Raw genomic sequence first — 24,410 nt, forward strand, 5'->3', positions numbered from 1 at the left:
CTCGATTTCGGACCACAGGTATCTTTCCCCCATCGGCTTTGTCCGAGGTGATATTCGTGAGGCAGAACAAGAAGGCTTCACGGTGTCTTTATGTGGTGCAGGAAGCCATTCCGAACCTGTTTTTGCCGCATTACCTGCGCAAAAAGCGCTGACAACGCCGAACTGAAAAGGACCGACGGTGAGCGACACGAACCAGAACAGCCAGGGACCATACGGACAAAACGGCGCGGGCGAAGGCAATCGCGGTCCGATCATTCCGAAATCCCCGACGGAAGCCTTGCGGCCGGAAAAGGTGCCGGCGCCGCCGAAGCGCTCGCGCAAGGCCCATGGCCAGCTTGTCATCTTCCTGAACTTCCTGATGACGCTTGCCGTTGCCGTTTGCGTCCTGGCGATCGCCGCCTTTTATTACATGATCAATGCGTTTCAGGAGCCGGGGCCGCTTGAAACGAATACACATTTCACCGTGCGTAATGGTGCCGGTCTCATTGAGATCGCCAATAATCTCGAGCGCAACGACATCATTTCCAACGCACGCGTTTTCCGTCTGATGGCCGGCAGCTATCTGCAAAAGGACCAGACGTTGAAGACCGGCGAATATGAGATCAAGGCCGGCGCATCGATGAAGGACATCCTGATGCTGCTGGAATCGGGCAAGTCGATCCTTTATTCCGTGTCGCTGCCTGAAGGGTTGACGGTCAAGCAGATGTTCGCCCGCCTTGCTGCCGACGAGGTTCTGGATGGTGAACTTCCCGCCACCTTGCCACCGGAGGGTAGTCTGCGTCCGGATACCTACCGCTTCACCCGTGGCACCAAGCGCGAAGAAATCATCAATCAGATGAGCGCGGCGCAGGACAAGCTGATCGACATGATCTGGGAACGGCGTGATCCCGACTTGCCGATCAAGACCGTCGAGGAATTCGTGACGCTGGCCTCGATCGTCGAAAAGGAAACCGGCAAGGATGACGAGCGCGCCCATGTTGCCTCGGTCTTCTACAACCGCCTGAAAAAGGGCATGCGTCTGCAATCCGACCCGACGATCATCTATGGTCTGTTCGGCGGCGACGGCAAACCTTCGGATAGGCCGATTTATCAATCGGATCTCCAGAAACAGACGCCGTTCAACACTTACGTGATCAAAGGCTTGCCACCATCGCCCATCGCCAATCCCGGCCGGGCCGCACTGGAGGCGGTTGCCAACCCATGGCGCACGGATGATCTTTATTTCGTGGCCGATGGTACGGGCGGTCATGTGTTCGCAAAGACGCTGGACGAGCACAATGCCAATGTGCGCCGCTGGCGCAAAATCGAGGCCGAAAAGGCGGCTGCCGGAGCGAATCCCGAAGTTGTCGTGGATGGTCAGCCCGGTGGTGCAGAGGCGGAAAAACCGGCCAATAACTAACTGATAAATCACGGCCGGGCCTTGTGACCACAAGGCCCGGTTTCGTGCGGCGTGACGGGGGGATTCCATATATGACGTTGCAATCGATGACCGGCTTCGCGCGCAGCGAAGGCACCTCCGGCCGCTACCGCTGGGCGTGGGAATTACGCTCGGTAAACGGCAAGGGGCTGGATCTGCGCCTGCGTCTGCCTGCCGGTCTGGAAGCCTTGGAAACCGGGCTGAGGGAAATCGCTGGCGCGCATCTTTCCCGCGGCAATATCCAGGCGGGACTGGCGCTCTCAGTTGCCGAGAACCGGCTCGAGGCTGTCATCAATCGCGATGCTCTCGCCGCGGTTCTGGCGCTGAAGAAGGAACTGGGCGATGTCGTCGACGACACGCCATTGAGCTTCGATACGCTGCTTACGTTGCGCGGTCTGGTCGATTTTCGCGAGGCGGAAGACGATGCGGAGGCGCTGGCTGCGCGCAACGGCGATGTGCTGGCTGGCTTCGCTGTTGCAGTCGAAAAGCTGAAGGACATGCGCGAGCGGGAAGGGGCATCTCTGTTCGCCATCCTTTCCGGTCATATCGACCGGATCGAGCAGCTTGTGAACATCATTGAAAGCGATCCCTCCCGTCACCCGGAGCAGATCGCGGCGAGGCTTGCTCAGCAGATTGCGCTGATTGGTGATGGCATGCACGGGCTTGATCGTGACCGCCTTCATGCCGAGGCGGCGCTGATCGCCACCAAGGCGGATCTGCGCGAAGAGATCGATCGGCTGCATGCCCATGTGCAGGCCTCGCGAGAGCTTTTGGCCAATGGCGGTCCGGCTGGCCGCAAGCTCGATTTTCTTGCACAGGAATTTAACCGTGAGTCGAATACAATCTGTTCCAAATCGAACGCCAGTGCGGTAACCGCAGCAGGTATAGAGCTGAAAGTGGTTATCGACCAGTTCCGCGAGCAGGTCCAAAATCTGGAGTAGACCCATGGCCCCGGTGAATATTTCTCCCGTCACGATCGCCCGCAGGGGGCTGATGCTGGTGATTTCTTCGCCTTCCGGCGCGGGCAAATCCACGATCGCGCGCAACCTGCTTGAGAAAGACAAGAATATCAGCCTTTCCGTCAGCGTCACCACACGCGCTCGCCGGCAGAGCGAGATCGAGGGCATTCACTACCACTTCATCTCCAAGCGCGATTTCGAGCGCATGCGTGATAATGAGGAATTGCTGGAATGGGCCGAGGTTCACGGCAATTTCTACGGCACGCCGCGCGAGCCGGTGGAAGATGCCATGGCCGCCGGCCGCGACATGCTGTTCGACATCGACTGGCAGGGTGCCGAGCAGTTGCAGGACAAGATGAAGGCAGACGTGGTCTCGATCTTCATCCTGCCGCCGACCATGACCGAACTGCAATCGCGCCTGCACCGCCGGGCCGAAGACACCGAAGAGGTGATCAAGACCCGGCTTCTCAATTCCCGCGCCGAAATCGAGCACTGGCGCGACTATGACTACGTCATTCTCAATGACGACCTGCAGGCCGCTTTCGAGGCCGTCGAAGCAATCGTCAAAGCCGAACGCGTCCGCCGAGACCGCCGCCATGGCATGTTCGATTTCGTGCGGGCTTTGCTGGAGGAAGAGCCGAAGCTCTGATTTACGCGATGAGTCCGCGCGCCAGCCATTGCCGTGACAATCGCTCGTCCGCCGCGTCTTCCGCCCAGCCATGACCTGTATTGATCGTTTCGAGCACGGCATCAGCGCCGGCTGAGACCAGTTGCTCGGCCAAATGCGGAGCGTCGGAGGGGTGACGCCGGTCGTCGTTGACGCCTGCAAGCAGAAGTACGGGGTACCCCGCGAGGTTCGGAAGAGGCTGGTCTTTTCTCGGAGACAGCGGACGAAGCAGGATGGCGCCTTTCGACAGATGATGCGCCCGGCACATGGTTTCAGCCGCGATGATCGCGCCGTTCGAGTATCCGACGAGAAGGGGTTCTTGCGCCGTCTGCTGACATACAAAGGCAACGAAGCCGCACAGTCTGGTTGCCTGATGTTTCAGATCGTCGATATCGAGTTCTCTGTCGGGCTTTCTGCGAAAAAATGCGAAACCATTCTCCCAAGGAACCGCGCCCCTCGGCGCATATAACGCACCCTTGGGAAAGACGGCGCGGCCAAAAGAAATGAGGTCGTCTTCCGTTCGTCCCGATCCATGCAGCAAGATGACAGCGCAATCCGGCGTTTCAGCGGGAATATCAAGCTTATAGTGAAAACCGGCATTCTCCACGCACTTGCTCCTCCATTCGCAGGTGTCCAGGAACCGTTGCTTCCGTTCGGAACGGCGAACATCTGCCAGATGTTACAGGCAATTCGCCAGTGTCACGAATTCCTCCACTGAGAGCGTTTCCGCCCGGCGCGTGGGATCGATACCAGCCTTTTCAAGCAGCGCCTCGCCGCCAAGGCTTTTCACGCTCTGGCGCAACATCTTGCGGCGCTGACCGAAGGCGGCTTCGGTCACTTTTTCGAGCTTGGCGACGTCGCAGGGCAGCGGCTTGTCCTTTGGCAGCAGATGCACGACGGTGGAGGTTACCTTCGGTGGCGGGCTGAAGGCCTGTGGCGGGACATCGAACGCCATTTCGGCAACCGTACGCCAGCCGGCGAGAACGCCAAGGCGGCCATAATGGTTGTCGCCTTCTTCCGCCACGATGCGCTGCCCGACTTCCTTCTGGAACATCAGCGTCATGGAGAGCCAGAAGGGCGGCCATTGCTTCGGCAGAAGCCAATTGACCAGCAATTGCGTGCCGACATTGTAAGGCAGGTTGGCTATGATGCGCACCGGCTCGCCGACGGGGACCAGAGCCTCGAAATCGGTCTGCAGGGCGTCTCCCTCTATGACCTCAAGCCGTCCGGGATAATGCGCCTCGATTTCCGCCAGCGCAGGCAGGCAGCGACTGTCCCGTTCGACGGCGATGACCTTTTTCGCCCCGAGCGAAAGAATAGCGCGGGTGAGGCCGCCGGGACCGGGCCCGACCTCAATGACAGTCACACCTTCGAGCGGTCCCGCCGTTCTGGCGATCTTCTGGGTAAGGTTGAGGTCGAACAGGAAGTTCTGTCCGAGCGATTTCTTCGCGTCGAGCCCGTGGCGCTGGATGACGTCCCGTAGCGGTGGTAGTCCGTCGATGGCCGCCATTATGCGCCGGCCCGGCTGCGGAGGGAAATGTCCGCCGCCATCTTGAGTGCCGCCACGAGGCTCGCCTCATTGGCGATGCCCTGGCCGGCAATACCAAAGGCAGTGCCATGGTCTGGCGAGGTGCGGATGAAGGGCAGCCCGAGTGTGACGTTGACCGAACCGTCGAAGCCCAGCGCCTTGGCGGGAATGAGCGCCTGATCGTGATACATGCACACTGCCACGTCATAACGCTTGCGGGCGGCATCGTGGAACATGGTGTCGGCGGGCAGGGGACCGAACGCATCGATCCCATCCTTGCGCAGCCGCATGGTCGCGGGGTGAACGATATCGCGATCCTCCGTGCCGAGTGCGCCGTCTTCACCCGCGTGCGGGTTCAGCCCGGCAACCGCCAGACGCGGAGCCTCGATGCCGAATTTCCGTCGCAGATCGGCATCGATGATCCGGCAGGTCGTGACGATCAATTCTTCCGTCAGCGCGGCCGGCACATCTTTCACGGGAATATGGATCGTCACCGGCACGACACGGACCTTGGGGCCGGCGATCATCATGACAGGCGTGACTTGTTCACCGGTCTGGCGGAAGGCGAGATCAGCCAGAAACTCCGTGTGACCGGGGAAACCGAAGCCAGCCTCGTAAAGCACCGATTTCGCGATGGGATTGGTGACAACGGCCGCAGCCTTGCCCTCGACCGTCAGCGAAACGGCGGTTTCGATGGCCTTGATCGTGGCATGGGCAGCGCCGACATGCGGTTGCCCCGCCTGCACGTCGAAGCCGACGGAAAGAGGTAGGATCGGAAACGCGTTTTCGAAAAGGCCAACGGCACTGTCCGCATCGCAGGTCTCGATATTGAGCGGCACGCCGATCAGCGCCGCGCGGCTTGCCACCACATCGGGGTCGCCGATGAAGATGAAGGGGGGCACACCGTTTTCCCGGCGCTTCGCCCAGGCGGTAATGGCGATATCGGGACCGATACCGGCTGGATCTCCCTGTGTCAGGGCAAGCGGCAGGGATGCATATGTCACGGAAAGACCCGGCTCTTGTATCAATATCAGGTGTTGACGATCTGCGCCTTCTTGCGCAGCTCATCCATGTACTTCTTTTCGTTCGGGTTTTCGCCTTCCTTGGCCTTCATCAGGTCTTCGGACTTGAACACCATTTCCGCCGCATAGTCGTCGGAAACCTGGCGCTGCTTGCAGATGGCCAGATATTCGACGCCCTTTTCGGTCACGCGTGTGCCGGTGGTGCCGCCTTCCTTGGTCTTTTCTACCAGAGCCTTCCAGTCTTCCGGCAACTCAGGCGCCAGAATGCGGCCGAGGTCCTTGATTGCCACATCACGCATGGTCGCGGCAAAGCTCATCGCCTGGTCGCAGCCGGGATAACGTTTGCGCGAGGCTTCAGCCTCCGCCTTGCGCTTGCCAGTGATGGCGTTGCGCTTTGCTTCCGGGATAACGAAGATGACCTGCTGCAGGAAATATTCCGTGGTGACCGGTTTGTCGCCTCGCTCCTTCAGGCGGGTGACCAGATCCTGCGTTGACATCTTGCCGCGCGCGCCATAACGGGCGTTCACAAGGCGCGGCCAGCTCATCTGAACGGCGATGAAGGCCTTGAAGTGGTCGGCGCCAACACCCGCCTGCGCCAGCACCTTCGTCAACTGCTCCGGCTTCATCTTGTTGTTGCCGGCAAATCGCGCGAAGGCAGCATCGACATCCTCCGTACTGACCGACATTTTGACGCGGGCGATTTCTTCGCGCTTCAGCGCTTCATCGACGAGCTGCTCACGCGCCTTTTCATTGAGGTTGCCGGACTGGCGCTGCAGCTTCAGGAAGGCGACGCGCTTGGAAATGTCGTCATTGGTGATCGGGGTCTTGTTGACGACGATCTTCACGGTGTTATCGGCAAAGGCCTGACCGGCATACGGCACGATGGCCATGGGAACGGCGAATATCGCAAAGGCAAAAGCAGCGCCACGCAAAGCCGACTTTCCGAAATTCATCATATCCTTCTCCCTTTCGTCAGGCAGGGTCCTGTTGCCCTGTCCCGCCAATCTGTTCGTCTGGTAACAGGGATTTTGCCTTCCCCCGCCTTTCAGACCTGCACATGTGCATCCGCACCGCGAATTTGCCACGTATATATCATCGTGATCCGCAAAACGGCAATGTGTCGGTTTGTTGAAAGAAACCCGATACTGTCATGCCGGGTCGACACTGGCGCGTTGTTGCGGCAAAACCGTGACTACTACTGGTCTGATAGCAAAAAGGCAGGCCACAATGCTGTGCGGCCCGCCTTTAAACTCAGTAATTGTTCGGCTTCCAGCCAATATCCATGTCGTTCCAGTCTTCGTTCGCGGAGCCGACGCTGATATCGCCAAGGGTACGGAAGGCAAGACGGGCATTGATCGACCAGTCATTGGCGGCCTGGCGGCTGGAGTTGACATTGCCTTCGTCGGAATAGCTGACCGTCAAGATCGTGCATTCGTCCTGATAGGCGATGCCAATCCGGCGTTCGGCGGCAAACTTGCCGTTCAGATCGTAGTTGATCGAGCCGAACAGCGACCAGTTATCGTCCATGCGCAGTGAACCGGATGCCTGGATGATATCGCGGTCTTCGTTATAGCCGTATTTCGGCTGCGCCTTGACCTGCGTATAGCTGAGCCTGCCGTTGATGCGGCGATCCGAATAGCTGATGCCCGTTTCAGACCGGTTGATTTCGAAATTGTCCTTGTCGAGACGCAGGCTCGAGGACAGCGAAAGACCGATAGGTGCATCGAATGCAGCCATGGCGACATAATCCGAACGATCGGATTCGAGGCCGGAATCGGCGCCGACATTCAGAAGATCATAGGAGGCGAAGGAATTATCGCCAGCGAGATGGAAGGACTGGCCAGCAATGGCGCGAACACCGTAACCATTGTCGAAAGTACCGTTGTAACGGAAGCCGAGATTGGCTCGTGTGCCGCCTTCGATCCGGTCGAAGCCCGAAAATTTGTCGCGCTCAAACAGGTTTGTGGCGTCGAACACAAAGGCTTGTGAGTCCTCGTTCGGGAAACGACCGGAATATTGCTCGTTCGGCCGCACGAAAATCTGCGCGATGGGCTCGATCACGTGGCTACTGTTGAGAGCCGTGAACAGCCAGGGATAACGCACCTCAAGGCCACCGGTGACCATGCCGCGCAAGGCAGCATCGTCATGGATCATGCCTTCATAGGCATAGGATGTGCCGCCTGAGGTGAAGCTTGCCGCAGTCATGTCGGTCCACAACGCGTCGCCGCGCGCCGCAAGGATCGGCGTGATCTGAAGACCGCTATCCATCGTGATGGTGCGCTTCCATTCCGCTTCCGTGGTCCAGCGCGTGTAAGAGCCTTCCAGACCGTTGAAGCGCGGGAAGCCGCCCATCGCGTAGGAATCCTGCGTCGAACGGCTGATGCTCGTGAAGTTCGTGGTCAGCGAGAGCTCGCCGCCATAGATCGGATCCGGCAGGAAGTAACGATAGTCAACGACCGGATGAACGATCGCCTGCTTACGTTCCTTGAGCTCTGAATTATCCGTGTCCTGAACGTTGAAGTAATAACCGCGGGCGTCGAAGCTGTTACGTTCGCCAGTGCCTGTCAGATAAATCTGATTGGTCTGGACGTCGTTCTTGTAGCCTTTCAGGCTGTAGGTACGCGAAAAATTGTTATCCGACTGCACCATGGCGTCCCAGCCGAAGGCCCAGCGCGGGTTGATGCTGAAATCGCCCTTGCTGGCAACCATGCCGCGCTGATCGTTCAGCGCGTCACTCGTTCCGGCAATGAACGTATCCGAGGACTGCTGGCTGATGCCGGCGATCGTCAGCGTGTGCATGCCGGTTTCGAAACGCTGGCGCAACTCAGCCTGAAGAAGCAGGCCCTGTTTTGTGTAGTAGGTCGGTGTGACCGTGAGGTCGGACGTATCGGAAAGAACCTGGAAATAAGGGACACCGATACCGAAGCCGAGCTTGTTGGTCATGCTCATCTGCGGGAACAGGAAGCCCGATTTCCGCTTCACCGTATTGTCCGGCACCGTCAGGAACGGGATATAGGCGATCGAATGGCCGAAAAGCTGCAGACGTGCTTTTTCCAGCCGCACCGTATGGGTCTTGCCGTCCTGAATGACGCGCTCGGCCTTTACCTGCCACAGCGGCGCCTTTTCCGGGCGCTCGGCGCAGGGCAGACACGCGGTGTAGACACCGTTGTTGAGGACCATCAGGTCGCCTTCAAGGCGCTCGGCGCTTTCCCCGGCAATACGGGTATTGTCCGTGGTCTCGACGCGCAATGCGTTGACGAACCCCTGACCGAAGTCGTCGGTCACGTCCATCTCGTCGGCGTAGATCTTGTTGCCGCCCGGCTCGATCAGCTCGATGTTGCCATGGGCGACCACGCGACCGGTCTGCTGGTTATATTCCACTTGCTGGGCCACCATACGGTAGCCCGAATATTTCATGCGAACCACGCCCTTCGCGATGACGCGCTGGGAATCGCGGTTATAGGTCAGTTCATTTGCTGTAAGCAGGAGTTTCGAATCGTCTTGGCTTGCCGACGCAAGCAAACCATCCTGGCCGAAAGCGACCGGGCTGGATGCCAAATACGCGCACACAGCGGCACCTGTCAGAAGGGCCGTCCAAAGCCGCCTGATATTCCCGCGGTCAATTACCGCCACTTAGCCGTCCTCCTGATGAAGCAGAATGGTTGCCCCCAAAGCCAACGCCACGATGACTGGAACCCAGACCGCGACGGTGGGAGGGACAACACCACCACTCCCGAATGCCCTTACGAGCACGGTTACTACATAAAGCACGAAGCCGGAAACGATTCCACCCAGAATCACGGAGCGCGACTGGGCGAAGCGGCTGAACTTTAATGAAACGGTCGCGGCGATCAAGGTCATCGCAACCAGAAGCAGGGGCGTCGATAGCAGGAAATGATACTGCGTCTCAAGCGCCTTTGAAGATAGTCCAAAGGACTTTGCAACTTCGATCTTGTGAGAAAGGTCAAAGAAAGCAACGGTTTCCGTCTGCGTCATGCGCTCTTGGACGAATTCCCGTCTCAGATTGGTACTGATCTGCATGCTCTCTTGCCGAACTGGCACATGTCCGGCCCGCGTTTCAGAAACGCCGTTAAGAAGCCAGTAACCATCTTCCAATTTAGCCGACTTCGCATCCTTCCGCGAGACGATGTTTCCGTCCTTGTCGAGGTCGATGAGAACCACGTCGAGAAGCATCGTTCCGTTGTCTTCGAAGCTCTTGGCGCCGATGATCGTATCCTGGCCGCCGCTCGACTGGCGCATCCACGGAATGATCTGCTGCTGGCGTCCGCCGCCCGCTTCGTTTCGCAGGCCGGCTTCCATGGCGAGCGACTTGTTCTGGCCCCACGCTGCGATGGGGTTCAGGACAGTGACCGACAGGATGCCGATGAGGACCGCGCCGAGCACGAAGGGGAGAATGAACTGCCAGGCGGAAATGCCGGCGGCGCGCGTCACGACCAGTTCGTAGCGCCGGTTGAGCGAGATCAGCGTCGTCATGCCGACGAACAGCGCAATGAATGGTATGGTCTGCTGCAGGATCAACGGCAGGCGAAGCGCGGTCAGGCCAAGCGCGGCCGGAACGGAATAGCCGGGCAGGCCGGACATGCGCCGCGCCGTTTCGCTGAAGTCGGCAAGGTAAATGATCGAGGATACGCCGATCACGAACCAGATGGCCGTGATGAGATATCGTTTCAGGAAGTACCGGGCGAGCGTGTTGAAGATCATGCGTTGCCGCTCCCCGAATTGCGCGCCAGCCGGCTGGAGAAGAGACGGCGCAACCGGCCCGCCGCATCGGTTACCATCCTCGGCATTTTCGGTTTACGGCCGGTGATCAGCACGAAGGCGGCCGCAGCACCGCTGAGGCCCGGAACGGCATAGACCAGAGGAATGAAGGCTGCGCTCTGCTTCACCTGGTTCGTGACGTAAAAACCGAGCCAGCGAAGCACGAAAGCCGTCACCAGCGCCGCGACCATCGGATGCATGCGCGCCTCGCGGTGCGAACGGGCGTCGGCGGCGATGACCAGCGATATCAGCGCAAAAGAAAAGGCGAACATCCAGTCCGACAGTCGCTTGTGCAATTCGCTGCGGAACGTCTCCGGCGAGCGCTTGTAGCTCGCATTGTTTTCATCGGGCGAGAGAAGGAAACCGAGGCTGGCGTCGCCCGGAGAGAGCGAAGGCTCCGAATCCTGCTTTTCCGACATGGTCGAAAGGTCGAAGGCATAGGACAGGAACTTGACGATCGAGACCTTGCCGTCAGGCGTCTTCTGCTGCACCTCGCCGTCGCGCATGGTGAGCGACGTACCGCTTTCGTCGATCATGCCTTCCTTGGCATAATAAATGAGATCGAAATTCGGATCGCGGCGGTCGGCAACGAAAAGTCCCTTGAGAATACGACCCTGCCGTTGGGCAATCTGCACGTAAAGGCCGTCCTGGATGGTACGGAACGTCTTCTCCTCGATCACGGAGGAGAGAAGGTCGGCATAGGCCGCAGCCACCATCTGCCGGGCCGAACTGCGGGCAGGCGGCTCGACGAAATTGGTGATGGTGAAGGAAAGCGCGCTCAGGACGGCGGCCAGAATGAGAACCGGGCGATACATGATCGAACGCGGAGATCCGGCCGCATCGATGATCGCGAGCTCGGAATCATTGTTCATCGTCGTGAAAATCTGGGTGATGCCGATGACGAGCGCGAAAGGCAGCACGACGGGAATGAGCGTCGGCAGGATCATCGTCGCGAGCGCCATGAAGGAACCCATCGACTGGCCCGTATCGGTCACGAGATTGATTCTCTGGAGAACCTGGATGGTCCAGATGATGGCCAGCACCGGCAACAGCGCGACCAGAAACATCTGCGTTGTCCGCCGCAGGATATAGTTCTCGAGAAGCTTCATACGGCCCTGTTCGACATTGTTTTTCCCTGCGATCGCTCGCCGAGTTTCCGCCTATCTAATCGCATCGTTTGCAATTGGCTATTCCGGCAGGCTCACAAATATGTCTTGCGCGACAATTTTTCCGCCGCCTGTGTCTTTTTGTGGAACAAGCTGTCGGTTTCATGACGGGAGTTCGCATTCACTAAAAATGCATTTCCTTTAACGGCTGTGGGGCTTTAAAGAATGCGGGGTTGCGCCCGGGGCCGAAAAGGCCATGATCATGCGCATCGTGCAAGTCGTAGAAGAAGAGCAGGAAAACATGTCCGCCAAATTCGATATATCTTTCGCCAATTCCGCCTCGCTGGAAAATGCCCTGGCCGTGATGCTGCAGGCCTCGGGCGATGCGAAGGCCGTCGCCGGTGCTTCCGAAGCCGATCCGGGTGGTGTGATCGAAAGGGCGGCGAAGATCGCGGGCTTTTCCGCAAAATCCATGACGACGCTCGATGTTATCGCGCCGCAGGGTTCCGCTGCCGACCGGCTGCTGGTCATCGGAATCGGAAAGCCGTCGAAGCTGGTCGCCCATGACTGGCTGCGTGCCGGCGGTACGGCGGCTGCCCATTTCAAGAAGGCGGACAAGGTCGTTGTCTATCTCGATGCGCCGGGCGTCGAGGTTGGCGCTCAGGCGGCGGCGGATTTCGCGCTTGGTCTTCTGCTGCGCGCCTACAGCTTCGATGCATACAAGACCAAGAAAAAGTCCGAGGACGAAAAGACGCCGAAGAAGGTGGAGATCATCATCGTCACGGCCGCCCATCAGGAAGCGGAAAAGGCTTTTGCCGTCTCCGAGGCGGTTGCGGGCGGCGTTATACTGGCGCGCGATCTCGTCAACCTCCCTCCGAACGTTCTCGGCCCGGTCGAATTCGCCGAAAAGGCGGAAGAGTTGCGCAAGCTCGGCGTCGAGGTGGAGGTCCTTGGCGAAAAGGAACTGAAGAAGTTTGGCATGAATGCCCTTCTCGGCGTGGCGCAGGGTTCGGCCCGTCCGCCGCGGCTTGCGGTCATGCAATGGAACGGCGGCTCCAAAAAGGATGAACCCGTTGCCTTTGTCGGCAAGGGGGTCGTTTTCGATACCGGCGGCATTTCGCTGAAGCCCGGCCTGAACATGGAAGACATGAAGGGTGACATGGGTGGTGCTGCAGCCGTAACCGGCTTGATGCATGCGCTTGCGGCCCGCAAGGCCAAGGCAAACGTTATCGGTGTCATCGGCCTTGTCGAGAACATGCCTGATGGCAACGCCCAGCGCCCCGGCGACATCGTGACTTCCATGTCCGGCCAGACCATCGAGATCATCAATACCGACGCCGAAGGACGGCTGGTTCTGGCCGATGCGCTCTGGTACACCAAGGAGCGTTTCAATCCGAAATTCATGATCAATCTCGCAACACTGACGGGCGCGATCACCGTGGCGCTCGGCAATCTGCAGGCCGGATTGTTCTCCAACGACGATGAACTGGCAACGCGGCTTTCGCAGGCCGGCGAGGTGACGGCTGAAAAACTGTGGCGCATGCCGCTCCACAAGGATTACGACAAGATCATCGATTCCAAATTTGCCGACATGAAGAACAGCTCGGGCCGCCTGGCGGGCTCCGTCACCGCTGCGCAGTTCCTCAAGCGCTTCGTGGGTGAAACACCGTGGGCGCATCTCGATATCGCCGGGACAGCCATGGGCTCGCCGCTCACCGAGATCAACCAGTCCTGGGGATCGGGTTACGGCGTGCGTCTTCTGAACGAACTCGTTCGCGCCCATTACGAAGATTGAGACGAGCGGAGCGGCACGCCAGCGCATGACTGAAATTCTGTTCTATCACCTGACGGAATCGAAGCTGGAGGACGCGCTGCCGCCCTTGCTCGAGAAATCGCTGGAACGCGGCTGGAAGGTCGCGGTCCAGACAGTGGGCGAGGAGCGCCGGGACTTCCTCGACACGCATCTCTGGACGTTCCGCGACGACAGCTTCCTTCCGCACGCCACCGACACTTCGCCAGTACCGCAAAACCAGCCGATTCTCCTGACGGCATCGGACGGGAACGCCAACGCCGCGAGTGTTCGTTTTCTCGTCGATGGCGCCGAGCCCCCGGCAGTGGAGGCTTATGAACGCATCGTCTTCATGTTCGACGGATACGATGCCTACCAAACCGAAATGGCGCGAAACCACTGGAAAAGGCTGAAAACGGAGGGGCATTCGCTGACCTACTGGCAGCAATCGCCGGAAGGGCGCTGGCAGAAAAAGGCATGACCCGTCCCCCGTCTGACTACCTTTGCAACGGGAAAATGGCCGGTAAGAAATCGCATGTGGTGTCGCCCGTGGCGGTTGTTTTATGAACGCATGCAACATGTACGCTTTCAGACGCGTTATCAGCAGACAGAGGGGATATGCGATGGGACAGATGATGCCACGACCGGATCTGGAGCTGGAACGACTGGTAGCAGTGCGGTCCGTTGTGGCTTTCAAGAATGCGGAAACCGCTGAATTGAAGGCGATCTCGCAACTGGCGCAGGGCGTATTCGGGGTGGCACGCGCGGCCGTGCATATTCTGGATGAGGACTGGCTCCACATTGCCGAGCAGGCAGGGCTGCAGTTCCAGGAATGCCCCCGTGACATTGCGATCTGCGACCGTGTGGTCGTCACGCAGAATATTCTGACTGTTACGGATCTGAGCGCTCATCCTGAATTCGGCTCTTTGCCTTATGTAAAGGGCGCGCCCGACCTGCGGTCCTACGCCGGCGCCCCGATCGAACTCGAACCGGGTCTGGTGGTCGGGACTTTTTGTCTGCTCGACCCGCACGTTCGGGAGTACACCGCTGCGGAGGTCGATAATCTCCAGTATTTTGCGACACTCGCGGGCGCGCTTTTGAGATTGCAGAAAGCGAACTTCACCATGAGCCTTGCCGCCCGGGAACTGCGCGATGCGGCCATGACCGATCCGCTGACGGGCTTTTATAATCGCAAGGCTCTGGACGCGATCGTTGATCTGGAACTTGGCGCCGCGCTTTGCGAGAAGGACACTTTCGGTGTTCTCTATCTCGATCTCGACGGCTTCAAGACCATCAATGACACGCTTGGCCATGCGGCAGGAGACAGGGTGCTGGTCGAGGCATCCACCCGAATCCGCGATGCTGTAAGAGAAGATGACGTGGTGGTGCGCATGGGGGGCGACGAATTCGCAATATTCGTGCCGCGTCCGGATTCATCCATGCTCATCAGTGGCCTTGCGGAAAAACTGCTCCACGCGTTTCGGCAACCGTTTCATGTAGAGGGTGAGAGCGTGCTTGCGCGCCTCAGCATCGGCGGCGCCATCGCGCCGCAGGCGGGCGCGGATCGCGCGACGCTGCTGCGGAGCGTCGATGAAGCCCTGTATCAGGCCAAAAAATCGGGGCGCGACCGGTTTGTCAGCCGCGCCCTCTGAAAGATTGCCTTGAGAAGCGTTTCGCTGCTCAGTCGTAGAAAGAATCCACGAATTTGTGGCGGCCGAGCAGGAAAGCATCGGCCACATGGGTCAGCGGCGCAAGATCGACGTCCGAGCGGCCTGACTTGATGATCTCGGCGAAGCGCTCGTAAAGGGCCGGATATTCCCGTTCCGGCTGGGATAGTTTTTCCTCACCATTGATCGAAAGCTTCGCCCCGCCTTCCGAAAGCACCATCCGCCCCGCGGCGGTCTCGGCCACGATGTCCCAGCTCTGCTTGCCGGTCTGACGCCAGTCGAACTCGGCATGGACGGGCATTTTTGTCACGTCCGAGAAATGCAGGTCGGCCGCGATCGGCGCGTCGCGGTTTTCCGGGAATTCAAGCGTCGCCCTGGTCAGGAACAGCGCGCGCGGCAGGATATGGGTGATGATGGAAAGCGCATTGATGCCGGGATCGAACACGCCGAGACCACCCGCCTGCCAGATCCATTCCTGGTTCGGATGCCAGTGGCGCACATCTTCTTTCCAGATCACATGAACGCTGTTGATCGTCGTGGAGGCTAGAAACGCCTTGGCAGCCTCGACGCCAGGTGCATAACGCGAATGCCAGCTTGCAAACAGTGACAGGCCTTTAGAATCCGCGAGGCGGACAAGATCCTGTACCTCCGAAAGCGTCGCGCCCGGCGGCTTTTCGAGGAAGACGTGCTTGCCGGCATTCAGTGCCGCATAGGCTGCCTCATAACGATATTGCGGCGGCATGCACAGAGAGACGGCGTTGATATCGGGTACGGCCTCGAGCATCGCCTCGATGGTGCCGTAGGATGCGACGCCATCCACCGTGCCATGGCGGCTTGCGGTGCAGATCAATTCAAAATCCGGATTGCCTGCAATGGCGGGAAGATGCTGGTCGCGAACGATTTTGCCGACGCCGACGATGGCAAGCTTGGTGGCTGACATGAAGTGGAACCCGTGTGTGAGTGCTGCCTAAGATAAAGTGTGATTTTTACAGGTTTTTAGCAGAAACGCCCGCAGGAGCAAGGTGATCGTTTCGGCGCGACGCGTCTTTTCCAGACGATGACTTCACGGAAACTTTCGATACACATTATCGATCGTGTAATGCTTGATCATGAAAATATTTCTTTGTAATTTTCAGTGATGTTTTCGATGGCCGGGCTGTCTTAATCCAATTTTTTAGGTATATTCTCGTTTTGTTAGAGTTTTATGTATTTTTAACTTGAGTATATTTTAAAGAGCGGGTCGTGGTGGTTTTATTCAAGGCTGACCGTCTGTCTGGCTTCGTTCAGAAAGTCAACGAAAGCAGCCGGCAATTCAATACATACGGATTGATCTTCGGCATCATCCTCTACAATCTCTACGTATTCGTGGACATCAGTCTGGTGCCGGAAATCATCTGGCTGGATCTGACAGTCCGCCTGATGATCATCACACCGCTTCTCTTTCTTTATTTCCCCGCCCGATATTATGCGATCAGGATGCGGCCGGACGGCGTGGCGCATGAGGTCCTGCACGGGCTGGGTTGCATGTTGGTCGTCGCCTCGATCATGTTCATCTATGCCAATGCGCAAACCTCGTCGGCGAGCGAATATTACGTGGGTATCGTCACCGTCGTCCTTTATATGAACACGATACATCGCAAACCGTTTTCGCTTGCGGTCATGGGCACGGTTGGCTGCATGGCGGTTTTCATCGTCGGCATGGAATATGTCACGGTCACGAGCGAGGTGGCCAAGCTACCGGCCATCATGTGTTCCGCTGGCATCAGCGCCGTCTCGCTGTTTGCGGCCTACCGCATCGAGCAGGTGGAAAGAAAGGACTATCTGGCCTCTCTGCGGGAGAAGACCCTGCTGCAGCGGATTCAAAGTGCAAATCACGAGCTTCAGCAGCTTTCCAATACCGACCAGCTCACCGGAATTCGCAATCGCCGCAGCTTCGAGGAGGCGGCGAACGAGGCATCGGTCGGTAGCGGCCGGCCGCGGGCGCTCATCCTTCTCGATGTCGATTATTTCAAGAACTACAATGACGCAGAAGGCCACGTCGCCGGCGATGACTGCCTGCGCAGGATTGCCGGCAGGCTGCGTGGCGCCCTGCGCAGGGACGATGGCGACAGAAGTTTTATAGCCCGTTACGGTGGGGAAGAATTTGTCGTTCTGCTTGCCGATTGTACCGCTTCCGCTGCGCTTGCCATTGGCGAAAGACTGAGACTGGCCGTAATCGACGAAGCCATCCCCCATCTCAACCGTCCCGACAGACAGAAAATCGTCACCGTCAGCCTCGGCATTGCCGTTTCCGGCGACGGCAGGGAAATCATATACGAGATGGTGAACCGGGCCGATATGGCGCTTTACGAGGCAAAACGCCAGGGCCGCGACCGGCTGGTGCTGGCCTCCGGGCATATGGGAATGCCGGCGGAGCTGTACGGGGTCGAGGCCATGATGTCCGGATAGGGCTGATGGCTTGGCGGCGCCATAAATTCTGCCCCGCGCAAGCGGGATCGTTGAAGATCGGCCACCGGAATTCCGGAGCAAGAACACATAATAATCGGGGAATGCAGATGATGGAATTGATCGCCGCACAAGCGGCAGCGTCCGCTGCCGAACTTCCATTCCTGCTGCTTCAGGCGGCCGCGGTGGTTGGCATGGTGTCCGTGCTGATCCTTCTGCGGCGGAACATCGCCCTCGAGGATCCCCGCTATAAAATCTACTATGGCCTCGTCTTCGGAATGACAGGTTTTCTGCTGACGCTGCTTGTTTCCGAATTCATCAAGCTGCCCTCCAAGCCTTACATCCGCTCCGATCTGCTGTTTCTCGCGGGGGTGCTGGGCTCATGGCAGGGCGGGCTTATCAGCCTGTCCCTCGTCGCAGCCGGGCGTTTCGTGTTCGGCGGCCCCGTGCTGTTTTTTGCGGCCCTGCAGGACATGGTCGTCATTTCGGCCTGCGGCATCATCATGTATGGCTGGATGCGCGACCGACGCCTTGCCGATCTGGGAACTCGGGATATTCTCACCGTCTTCGCCGTCAGATTCATGGCCGCGCTGCTTGCCATCACAATCTCGTTCGTGTTTGGTCTGATCGACCAGACGCTGTTCTTGAGCGCAATAGGCCGCCGAACGCTGGGAGCTGTCGCCGTTGGCCTGCCGATGATCGTCTGCCTGTTCATCCTGCTGCGCAGCGAGGCGCGCGCGCGCGACGAGGCAAAGAAACGCGAGGTGGCGGCGCGGATGGATTCATTGACCGGACTGCCCAACAGGCGCGCCCTCAAGGACCATATGGAAACGGTCATGCGGCAGGAGCCGGCCGTTTCGCACGCCCTCGTTCTGATCGAGATCGTCAATATTGCCGATGTCGCCGCCTGCGAGGGGGAGGACTGGAGCGATATTTTCTGGCCCAGGCTGGCGCGGGAAATCTGCGATGGGGAATACGGCCTGCTGTGCAGCGCCCATGCACCTTGCAGCTTCATGTTCGGTGATACGACACTTGCAGTTGTCATGAGGGAGATTTCGCTGGAGAAGTCCGAGGGTACAAAACTCATGATGCATCTGCATGAGGGGTTGAGCACCTTTTGCCGCTCGGCGGAAGCGGGGCCGGTACCGCATCTCAAAATCGGCGCGGCAAGTCTGGACAGGCTTTCCCGGCAGAACGTGGCCTCGTTCTTCAGACATCTCAGCCTGGCGCTCAAGGGAAGCGATCATCCCGTGCAGATTTTCCCCTTTTCGTTTGCCGAGAAGGCGACACGGGACGAGACGGTGCGGCAGATGCTCGTCAACTGGATCAAATCCGGCAGGCCGCCCATTTGCTATCAGCCGAAATTCGAAATGCGCAATCGCCGCATGATCGGTGCTGAGGCGCTGCTGCGCGCGGTCGATGCGCGGGGGCAGGCGCTTTCGCCCTATTATGTGCTGGAGATCGCCGAACGTCATCGGTTGCTGGCGGAATTCGAATGGTCAACGATCGAAGCCGTGGTGCACGACCTTCGTGATCTGCATGATCTCGATGCGGATTTTCATCTCGCGGTGAATATTTCCGCTTCGTCCTTCGCAACCGTGCACTTTGCTGACCGGGTCGTGGCGCTGCTGCAGGAAATGGCGGTGCCGGCGCACCGCCTGGCGATCGAAGTGACGGAGATGAGCAGGATTCCGACCAACGACGTCGTGCAGCAGAATTTCGATGCGCTGTTCGCCGCCGGCGTGCGACTGGCGCTCGATGATTTCGGGACCGGTTATGCCGCGCTCACTTTGCTGGCGCGGTTCCCGTTCGAAGAGGTCAAGATCGATCACTGGATGACGTCGAGGCTGGATCAATCGCGGTTCCGGGAGGCCATTGCGCTCGCCTTCGAGAGCGCGGAGCGTTATGGCGCTAAGCTGGTGACGGAAGGTATAGAAACCGAGGAGCAGAGCAGGCTTCTCATGCAGATGGGCATTCGCTTCGGGCAGGGTTATCTTTATTCCCCCGCCGTGCCGCTCGCACGGCTGCAGTCCCGCAGGGCGTGTGCCTAGCGCCAAGGGCACCGCTCACATCTTCCCGCGCCAATGATGGATCAGCAGTAAATTCGGCTGGGGCCGGATTGAATGTTTTCACTGTCTGTGCTGAGAAAAGTCACCTGTTGAACGAATGTCATGATCCGCTCTGTCGGTCATGCGGGCGAGCCGATGCTTGAAAAAAACGATGCATGGAACGACATGCCCGGAACGCCGGTCGAGCGCCGACCGAACGAAGCGGCCAAGGGCGCTGCTGCGGGCGGCCGCTCACTTGATGCCACCGCCCATTCCCTTTCAGGCAGCCGGCGCATGGCGGACGGGCCGTGGCCGCTGACGGGGCGGCCGTTTCTCAAGTTGTTTCTGGTCTGGGCACTGCTTATGGCAGCCGTCGTGTCCGCACTGGCGGCTTATCAATATGTCAGCCTGCTCGGCGAATTGGCACGGCAGAGCGATGCATTGCAGGCTGAGGCATCCCGCCGGGCCGATCAGCATGATGCCCATGTGACGGCGCTTTCGGCGGTGGCGCAGGCGCAGCAGGGGGCGGATTATCGCCTCTTGCTCGATGTCACGGCACCCATTCTGCAATTTTACCCGCGTATTGACGAGGTCCAGCTGGTTTCCCTCAACGAGGCGGGGCCTGTTGTCGGCACACGGCCGCTGGAGAGCGAGCTGGCAGCTACGATCCGCGAGGCGGCATCGGTCTTTACCGGCCGGCCGGCTCTGGTGGCGAGCGATCTCAGACCCGGCCATTACATGATCGTCAAGCGCAGCCCCAATAGCGGGTCGGCCTCGAAGGTGCTGGTGCTTGCCGTCGATGCCGGGCGGCTTCTCGCGTCCGACGCTGCGTTCTGGTCGGAAAAACAGGCGGTGATCCGTCTTAAAATGCCTGGCGGGACAGTCCTTCTCGGCCCACCCACGATGCCGGAAGCGCCGCAATATGTCCGGCAGCTCAGCAGCGCCAGCCAGCCTCTGACGCTGGAAGTCGCGCTCGCAATCACCTGGTGGGACCTTTTGCCCGGCCGCGCCCTGCTGGCGGGCGTGGCTGGCGCAAGCGTCGTTTTCTTGCTCTGTATCGTCATGACAAGACAGAGGACGCGCATGCGCGCCGCCGAAAGACGGGCCGAACTGAGCGGCATGGAAGCGAGACTGACCCACGCCTCGCGGGTTAACGCTCTCGGAGAAATGGCGAGCGGCCTTGCCCACGAGCTTACGCAGCCCCTGACGGCGATATTGGCGCAGGCGCAGGCGGGGAGGCGGCTGCTTGCCCGTCAGAATGTCACGGCTCTTTCCGGCGCTCTCGACGATATGATCGATCAGGCGCGGTGCGCCGCGAATATGCTCGACCGGTTCCGCAACTGGTCGCTGCCGCACCGCCAGCCGGTCGAGGCGCATGACCTGCGCGCCGCCCTGCGCAATGTCGATGCGCTGCTTGCCGGCGAAGCGGCCCGGCATGAGGCCAGCATTGATATCGCGATGCCGGAAGTGCCGCTTCCGGTGCGGGTCGATCCCGTCGAAATAGAACAGGTCATGTTCAATTTGCTGCGCAACGCGCTTGACGCACTCACTGCCATTGAAGGCAGACGTGCGATCACGGCAAGATTGAGCCGGAACGGTGATTTCGCCGTTCTCGATGTTGCCGATAACGGCCCCGGCGTAGCGCCCGAGCTGCGCGACCGGTTGTTCACACCTTTCACCACCACGAAAAACAACGGAATGGGGCTGGGGCTTGCCCTCAGCCAGAGGCTGGTGGAACGCGCCAGCGGTGAAATCCGATACGTCGCGAGTGAGAATGGTGCCCATTTCCGGGTTGTCCTCCCGCTTGCACCGGAGGCACGGGACCCATGACGCTGCCCGTCTATCTGGTTGATGACGATGACGCCGTGCGCAAGGCGCTCATCCTGCTTCTCTCCACCGTCGGCATAAAGGCGAAGGGCTTTGCTGATCCCGTGGCGTTTCTCAGCCAGCTTGCCGCCCTCGAGCCGGGCTGCCTGATCCTCGATATTCGCATGCCCGCCATAACCGGATTGAAATTGCAGGAGAAACTGACGGAAGAGGGGATAGACTGGCCGGTCATCATCATTTCCGGTCACGGCAACATCGAAGCCTGCCGCCGAGCCTTCCATAATGGGGCGGTGGATTTTCTCTCCAAGCCGGTCGACGAACAGGATCTCATCGACGCGATCCAGAAAGCGCACCGGATATTGGCCCGCACGCTTGACGCAAAAGCGCTGCAGGCGGAGAATTTGGCGCTCCTGTCGCTGCTGACCGCGCGGGAGCGGGAGATACTTGAACGCATCGCGCTCGGTTATACCTCGCGCCAGATCGCAGACGGACTTGGTCTGTCGCCACGCACGGTGGACAGCCATCGCGCCGCCATTGGCCTGAAGCTCGGCACAACCTCGCAGGCGGAAATGACAAGACTTTGGCTGGAAGCGGGTGCGGATCGGTAGAACTACCGAGCAGCCGGAAAGTCTTACGGATTCGCGGCTCAACGCCATCCGCTTAAACTGCAGTCCTCATCAAGCAAGAGGACCTTTTCATGATCCGCAACCTTCTCGTTGTTTCCACTCTGCTCGCTCCTTCGGTCGCCCTGGCGCAGACGCTGCCGACCGCACCTTACCTGCCACTCGAATTGGCGGAAAAGGCTGCCAGTGCGGCACTTCAGGCCTGCTCGGCCAAGGGCAACGCTGTCACCGTTGCCATCGTCGCCCGCGACGGCGCCGTAAAGACGGTCCTGAAAGCAGATGGTTCGGGTCCGCACACGGTCTCCAGCGCCACCGGCAAGGCATTCGCTGCCGCATCGCTCGGCCGTGATATCGGCGAGATCGCCGAATTCATCGCCTCCAAGCCCGCCAATGATGGCCTCCGCAACATGGATGAGCGCATGGTCATTCAGGCAGGCGGGCTGCCGATCAAGATCGGCGACGCGCTCGTCGGCGGTATTGGCGTTGGAGGCGCGCCGTCGGGTGCAATCGATGCCGAATGTGCGCGTGAAGGTCTGAACACGATCGGCGCGAAGTAAGTTTCGTCAATGCGATATGGCGGCTTCGCAAGAGGCCGCCGCTCCTGTGCCGTTGCGCATCAGCCGGCCATTGCTTCCTCGTATTCACTGGAAAGCATCAGCCATTGCTCTTCTGCATCCGATAGCCTGGCAGCGGCTTCGCCACGCTCCTTGACTTTCTGAGCGGCTTTGGCAGGGGCTTTTTCATATAGCGCCGGGTCGGCCAGTTCGGTGTCGAGCGTCTGAATCAGTTTCTCAAGTTTTGCCGTCAGGGATTCGATTTCGTTGATCTTTTTCTTCAACGGCGCGAGTTGGGCACGCTTTTCCGCGCTTGCCTTGCGCTGATCGGCCTTGGAAGCCTGATCGGCAACGGTGTCGCTCTTGTCGTCCTTCTTTTTACCGGAGGAAACGACGAGATCGCGATATTCCTCCATGTCGCCTTCGAACGTCTTGACCGTCCCGTCGGCCACCAACCACAGCCGGTCAACGGTCGCCTCAATAAGATGGCGGTCGTGGGAAATGAGGATCACCGCGCCATTATAATCATTCAGCGCCTCGATCAGCGCCCGGCGGCTGTCGATATCGAGATGGTTGGTCGGTTCGTCGAGGATCAAGAGGTTGGGTGCGTGGAAGGCAGCAAGGCCCATCAGCAGGCGAGCCTTTTCGCCACCGGAAAGGTCTTTGGCAGCCGTCGCCATCTTTTCCGTCGCAAGCCCCATCTGCGCCACGCGTGACCGCACCTGCGCCTCCGGTGCCAGCGGCATCAGCTTGCGCACATGTTCGACCGGAGTTTCATCCGGCACCAGATCGTCGAGCTGATGCTGCGCGAAGAAGCCGATCTTAAGGCCGGGCGCGACGCGAATATCACCCGCCTGCGGGGCGAGACGGCCGGAAATGAACTTCGCAAAAGTGGATTTGCCGTTGCCGTTGGAGCCGAGCAGCGCAATGCGGTCGTCATTGTCGATGCGCAGGTTGAGGTGTTTCAGAATGGACTTGCCCGGTTCATAGCCGACCGCGCCGCCATTGATGGCAACGATCGGCGAGGCCGGCTGTTTTTCCGGCTCAGGAAACGTGATCGGCTGCACATGATCTTCGATCACGGCGGCGACGGTGCCCATGCGCTCCAGGGCCTTGATGCGGCTCTGCGCCTGACGGGCCTTGGTGGCCTTGGCGCGGAAACGGTCGATGAAGCTCTGCAGGTGTTTGCGCGCGGCGTCGTTTTTCGCCTTGGCTTTCATCTGCAATTCGTCGGCCTCGGCCTTCTGCCGCTCGAACTGATCGTAGCCGCCGCGATAAAAGGCCAGCTTCTTCTGGTCGAGATGCACGATGGAATTGACGGCGTTGTTCAGCAGATCGCGATCATGGCTGATGATAATGACAGTGTGCGGATAGCGGCGGATATATTCTTCCAGCCACAGCGTGCCCTCAAGGTCGAGATAGTTGGTCGGCTCATCGAGCAGCAGCAGATCGGGCTCGGCAAACAGCACCGAGGCGAGCGCCACACGCATGCGCCAGCCGCCTGAAAAGGAGGAGGCGGGGCGGAGCTGCGCTTCATGATCGAAACCGAGACCGGCAAGAATGCTCGATGCACGCGCTTCCGCCGAATGGGCATCGATATCGACAAGCCGCATCTGGATCTCTGCGATACGATGCGGATCGGTTGCGGTCTCCGCCTCCGCCAAAAGCGCGCTGCGCTCCTTGTCAGCGGAAAGCACGATGGAGATGAGAGATTCCTCCGTGCCCGGCGCTTCCTGTGCCACCTGGCCGATGCGGGCCTGTTTCGGAATGGTCACCGAACCGCCTTCTGCCGCGAGATCGCCGGTGATGATGCGGAAAAGGGTGGATTTGCCGGCACCGTTGCGGCCAACGAGGCCCGCCTTCACACCGGCGGGAAGCGTCACGCTGGCGTGGTCAAGGAGCAGACGCCCGGCGATGCGGGCCGAAAGATCGGTAATCGTAATCATGGCGTCGTTTTGGCCGAACTGTGTGACCAAGGC

General features: G+C 59.4%; 20 protein-coding genes. 11 read left to right on the plus strand and 9 right to left on the minus strand.

What is annotated here, in order from left to right:
* Window positions 1–178 precede the first annotated feature (178 nt).
* The 3 genes from mltG (at window position 179) to gmk (ending at window position 3,025) form a co-directional block, all read left to right on the plus strand.
* Complete coding sequence (gene mltG / locus HQN82_RS03630) at window positions 179–1,399, plus strand: endolytic transglycosylase MltG (protein ID WP_004441060.1); 1,221 nt, start codon at window positions 179–181, stop codon at window positions 1,397–1,399.
* Between the two features lie 71 nt (window positions 1,400–1,470).
* Entirely contained in the window at window positions 1,471–2,358 is an 888-nt protein-coding gene (locus HQN82_RS03635; protein WP_112766980.1) for a YicC/YloC family endoribonuclease, read from the plus strand.
* Between the two features lie 4 nt (window positions 2,359–2,362).
* Entirely contained in the window at window positions 2,363–3,025 is a 663-nt protein-coding gene (gene gmk, locus HQN82_RS03640) for a guanylate kinase (protein ID WP_004441063.1), read from the plus strand.
* A gap of 1 nt (window position 3,026) precedes the next feature.
* Here the strand turns inward: gmk and HQN82_RS03645 are convergent, their stop codons facing one another.
* From HQN82_RS03645 to HQN82_RS03675, 7 genes are all read right to left on the minus strand, one after another.
* Window positions 3,027–3,650: an alpha/beta hydrolase gene (locus tag HQN82_RS03645; protein WP_112766981.1), complete on the minus strand. Its 624-nt coding sequence runs from the start codon at window positions 3,648–3,650 to the stop codon at window positions 3,027–3,029.
* A gap of 72 nt (window positions 3,651–3,722) precedes the next feature.
* Window positions 3,723–4,553, minus strand: coding sequence for a 16S rRNA (adenine(1518)-N(6)/adenine(1519)-N(6))-dimethyltransferase RsmA (rsmA, locus tag HQN82_RS03650; protein ID WP_004441067.1), 831 nt, complete (start codon window positions 4,551–4,553; stop codon window positions 3,723–3,725).
* Window positions 4,553–5,575 (minus strand): 4-hydroxythreonine-4-phosphate dehydrogenase PdxA, encoded by a 1,023-nt coding sequence (pdxA, locus tag HQN82_RS03655; RefSeq protein ID WP_173614560.1) that lies wholly within the window; start codon window positions 5,573–5,575, stop codon window positions 4,553–4,555. The genes rsmA and pdxA overlap by 1 nt, the downstream gene beginning before the upstream one ends.
* Before the next feature lie 26 nt (window positions 5,576–5,601).
* Window positions 5,602–6,549, minus strand: a complete 948-nt coding sequence (locus HQN82_RS03660; RefSeq protein ID WP_006700162.1) for a SurA N-terminal domain-containing protein — start codon at window positions 6,547–6,549, stop codon at window positions 5,602–5,604.
* Between the two features lie 295 nt (window positions 6,550–6,844).
* On the minus strand, window positions 6,845–9,226 hold the full coding sequence (locus HQN82_RS03665) for an LPS-assembly protein LptD (protein ID WP_045534209.1): 2,382 nt from the start codon (window positions 9,224–9,226) through the stop codon (window positions 6,845–6,847).
* A complete protein-coding gene (lptG, locus tag HQN82_RS03670) occupies window positions 9,227–10,315 on the minus strand; it encodes an LPS export ABC transporter permease LptG (protein ID WP_004441073.1) in 1,089 nt (362 codons plus the stop codon).
* Window positions 10,312–11,481, minus strand: a complete 1,170-nt coding sequence (locus HQN82_RS03675; RefSeq protein WP_004441075.1) for an LptF/LptG family permease — start codon at window positions 11,479–11,481, stop codon at window positions 10,312–10,314. The genes lptG and HQN82_RS03675 overlap by 4 nt, the downstream gene beginning before the upstream one ends.
* Before the next feature lie 298 nt (window positions 11,482–11,779).
* Here HQN82_RS03675 and HQN82_RS03680 point away from each other — a divergent pair, with 298 nt between their 5' ends.
* The 3 genes from HQN82_RS03680 (at window position 11,780) to HQN82_RS03690 (ending at window position 14,919) form a co-directional block, all read left to right on the plus strand.
* Window positions 11,780–13,273 carry a leucyl aminopeptidase gene (locus HQN82_RS03680; protein WP_112766987.1) on the plus strand — a complete coding sequence of 498 codons (1,494 nt, stop codon included), beginning with the start codon at window positions 11,780–11,782 and terminating at the stop codon, window positions 13,271–13,273.
* 25 nt (window positions 13,274–13,298) lie between these two features.
* Window positions 13,299–13,748 (plus strand): DNA polymerase III subunit chi, encoded by a 450-nt coding sequence (locus HQN82_RS03685; RefSeq protein ID WP_004441079.1) that lies wholly within the window; start codon window positions 13,299–13,301, stop codon window positions 13,746–13,748.
* A 142-nt stretch (window positions 13,749–13,890) separates the two neighbouring features.
* Entirely contained in the window at window positions 13,891–14,919 is a 1,029-nt protein-coding gene (locus HQN82_RS03690; RefSeq protein WP_004441080.1) for a GGDEF domain-containing protein, read from the plus strand.
* A 28-nt stretch (window positions 14,920–14,947) separates the two neighbouring features.
* Here HQN82_RS03690 and HQN82_RS03695 read toward each other — a convergent pair whose 3' ends face one another.
* Complete coding sequence (locus HQN82_RS03695; protein ID WP_004441083.1) at window positions 14,948–15,874, minus strand: Gfo/Idh/MocA family protein; 927 nt, start codon at window positions 15,872–15,874, stop codon at window positions 14,948–14,950.
* Between the two features lie 302 nt (window positions 15,875–16,176).
* Here HQN82_RS03695 and HQN82_RS03700 point away from each other — a divergent pair, with 302 nt between their 5' ends.
* The 5 genes from HQN82_RS03700 to HQN82_RS03720 all read left to right on the plus strand — a co-directional run bounded on the left by HQN82_RS03700 (window position 16,177) and on the right by HQN82_RS03720 (window position 22,434).
* Window positions 16,177–17,382, plus strand: a complete 1,206-nt coding sequence (locus HQN82_RS03700; protein ID WP_234904866.1) for a GGDEF domain-containing protein — start codon at window positions 16,177–16,179, stop codon at window positions 17,380–17,382.
* A 107-nt stretch (window positions 17,383–17,489) separates the two neighbouring features.
* The gene (locus tag HQN82_RS03705) at window positions 17,490–19,430 is read left to right on the plus strand and encodes an EAL domain-containing protein (protein WP_112766988.1); all 1,941 of its coding nucleotides are present in this window, start codon (window positions 17,490–17,492) and stop codon (window positions 19,428–19,430) included.
* Between the two features lie 120 nt (window positions 19,431–19,550).
* Window positions 19,551–21,257: a sensor histidine kinase gene (locus HQN82_RS03710; RefSeq protein ID WP_173614561.1), complete on the plus strand. Its 1,707-nt coding sequence runs from the start codon at window positions 19,551–19,553 to the stop codon at window positions 21,255–21,257.
* Window positions 21,254–21,862, plus strand: coding sequence for a response regulator transcription factor (locus HQN82_RS03715; protein ID WP_072494260.1), 609 nt, complete (start codon window positions 21,254–21,256; stop codon window positions 21,860–21,862). The genes HQN82_RS03710 and HQN82_RS03715 overlap by 4 nt, the downstream gene beginning before the upstream one ends.
* An 89-nt stretch (window positions 21,863–21,951) precedes the next feature.
* Window positions 21,952–22,434: a GlcG/HbpS family heme-binding protein gene (locus HQN82_RS03720; RefSeq protein ID WP_004441094.1), complete on the plus strand. Its 483-nt coding sequence runs from the start codon at window positions 21,952–21,954 to the stop codon at window positions 22,432–22,434.
* A 59-nt stretch (window positions 22,435–22,493) separates the two neighbouring features.
* On the opposite strand, the gene HQN82_RS03725 is transcribed toward HQN82_RS03720, so the two are convergent.
* Window positions 22,494–24,377, minus strand: coding sequence for an ABC-F family ATP-binding cassette domain-containing protein (locus HQN82_RS03725; RefSeq protein WP_112766983.1), 1,884 nt, complete (start codon window positions 24,375–24,377; stop codon window positions 22,494–22,496).
* Window positions 24,378–24,410: the final 33 nt, after the last annotated feature.

This window comes from Agrobacterium pusense (genome assembly GCF_013285525.1).
Taxonomy (GTDB): Bacteria; Pseudomonadota; Alphaproteobacteria; order Rhizobiales; family Rhizobiaceae; genus Agrobacterium; species Agrobacterium pusense.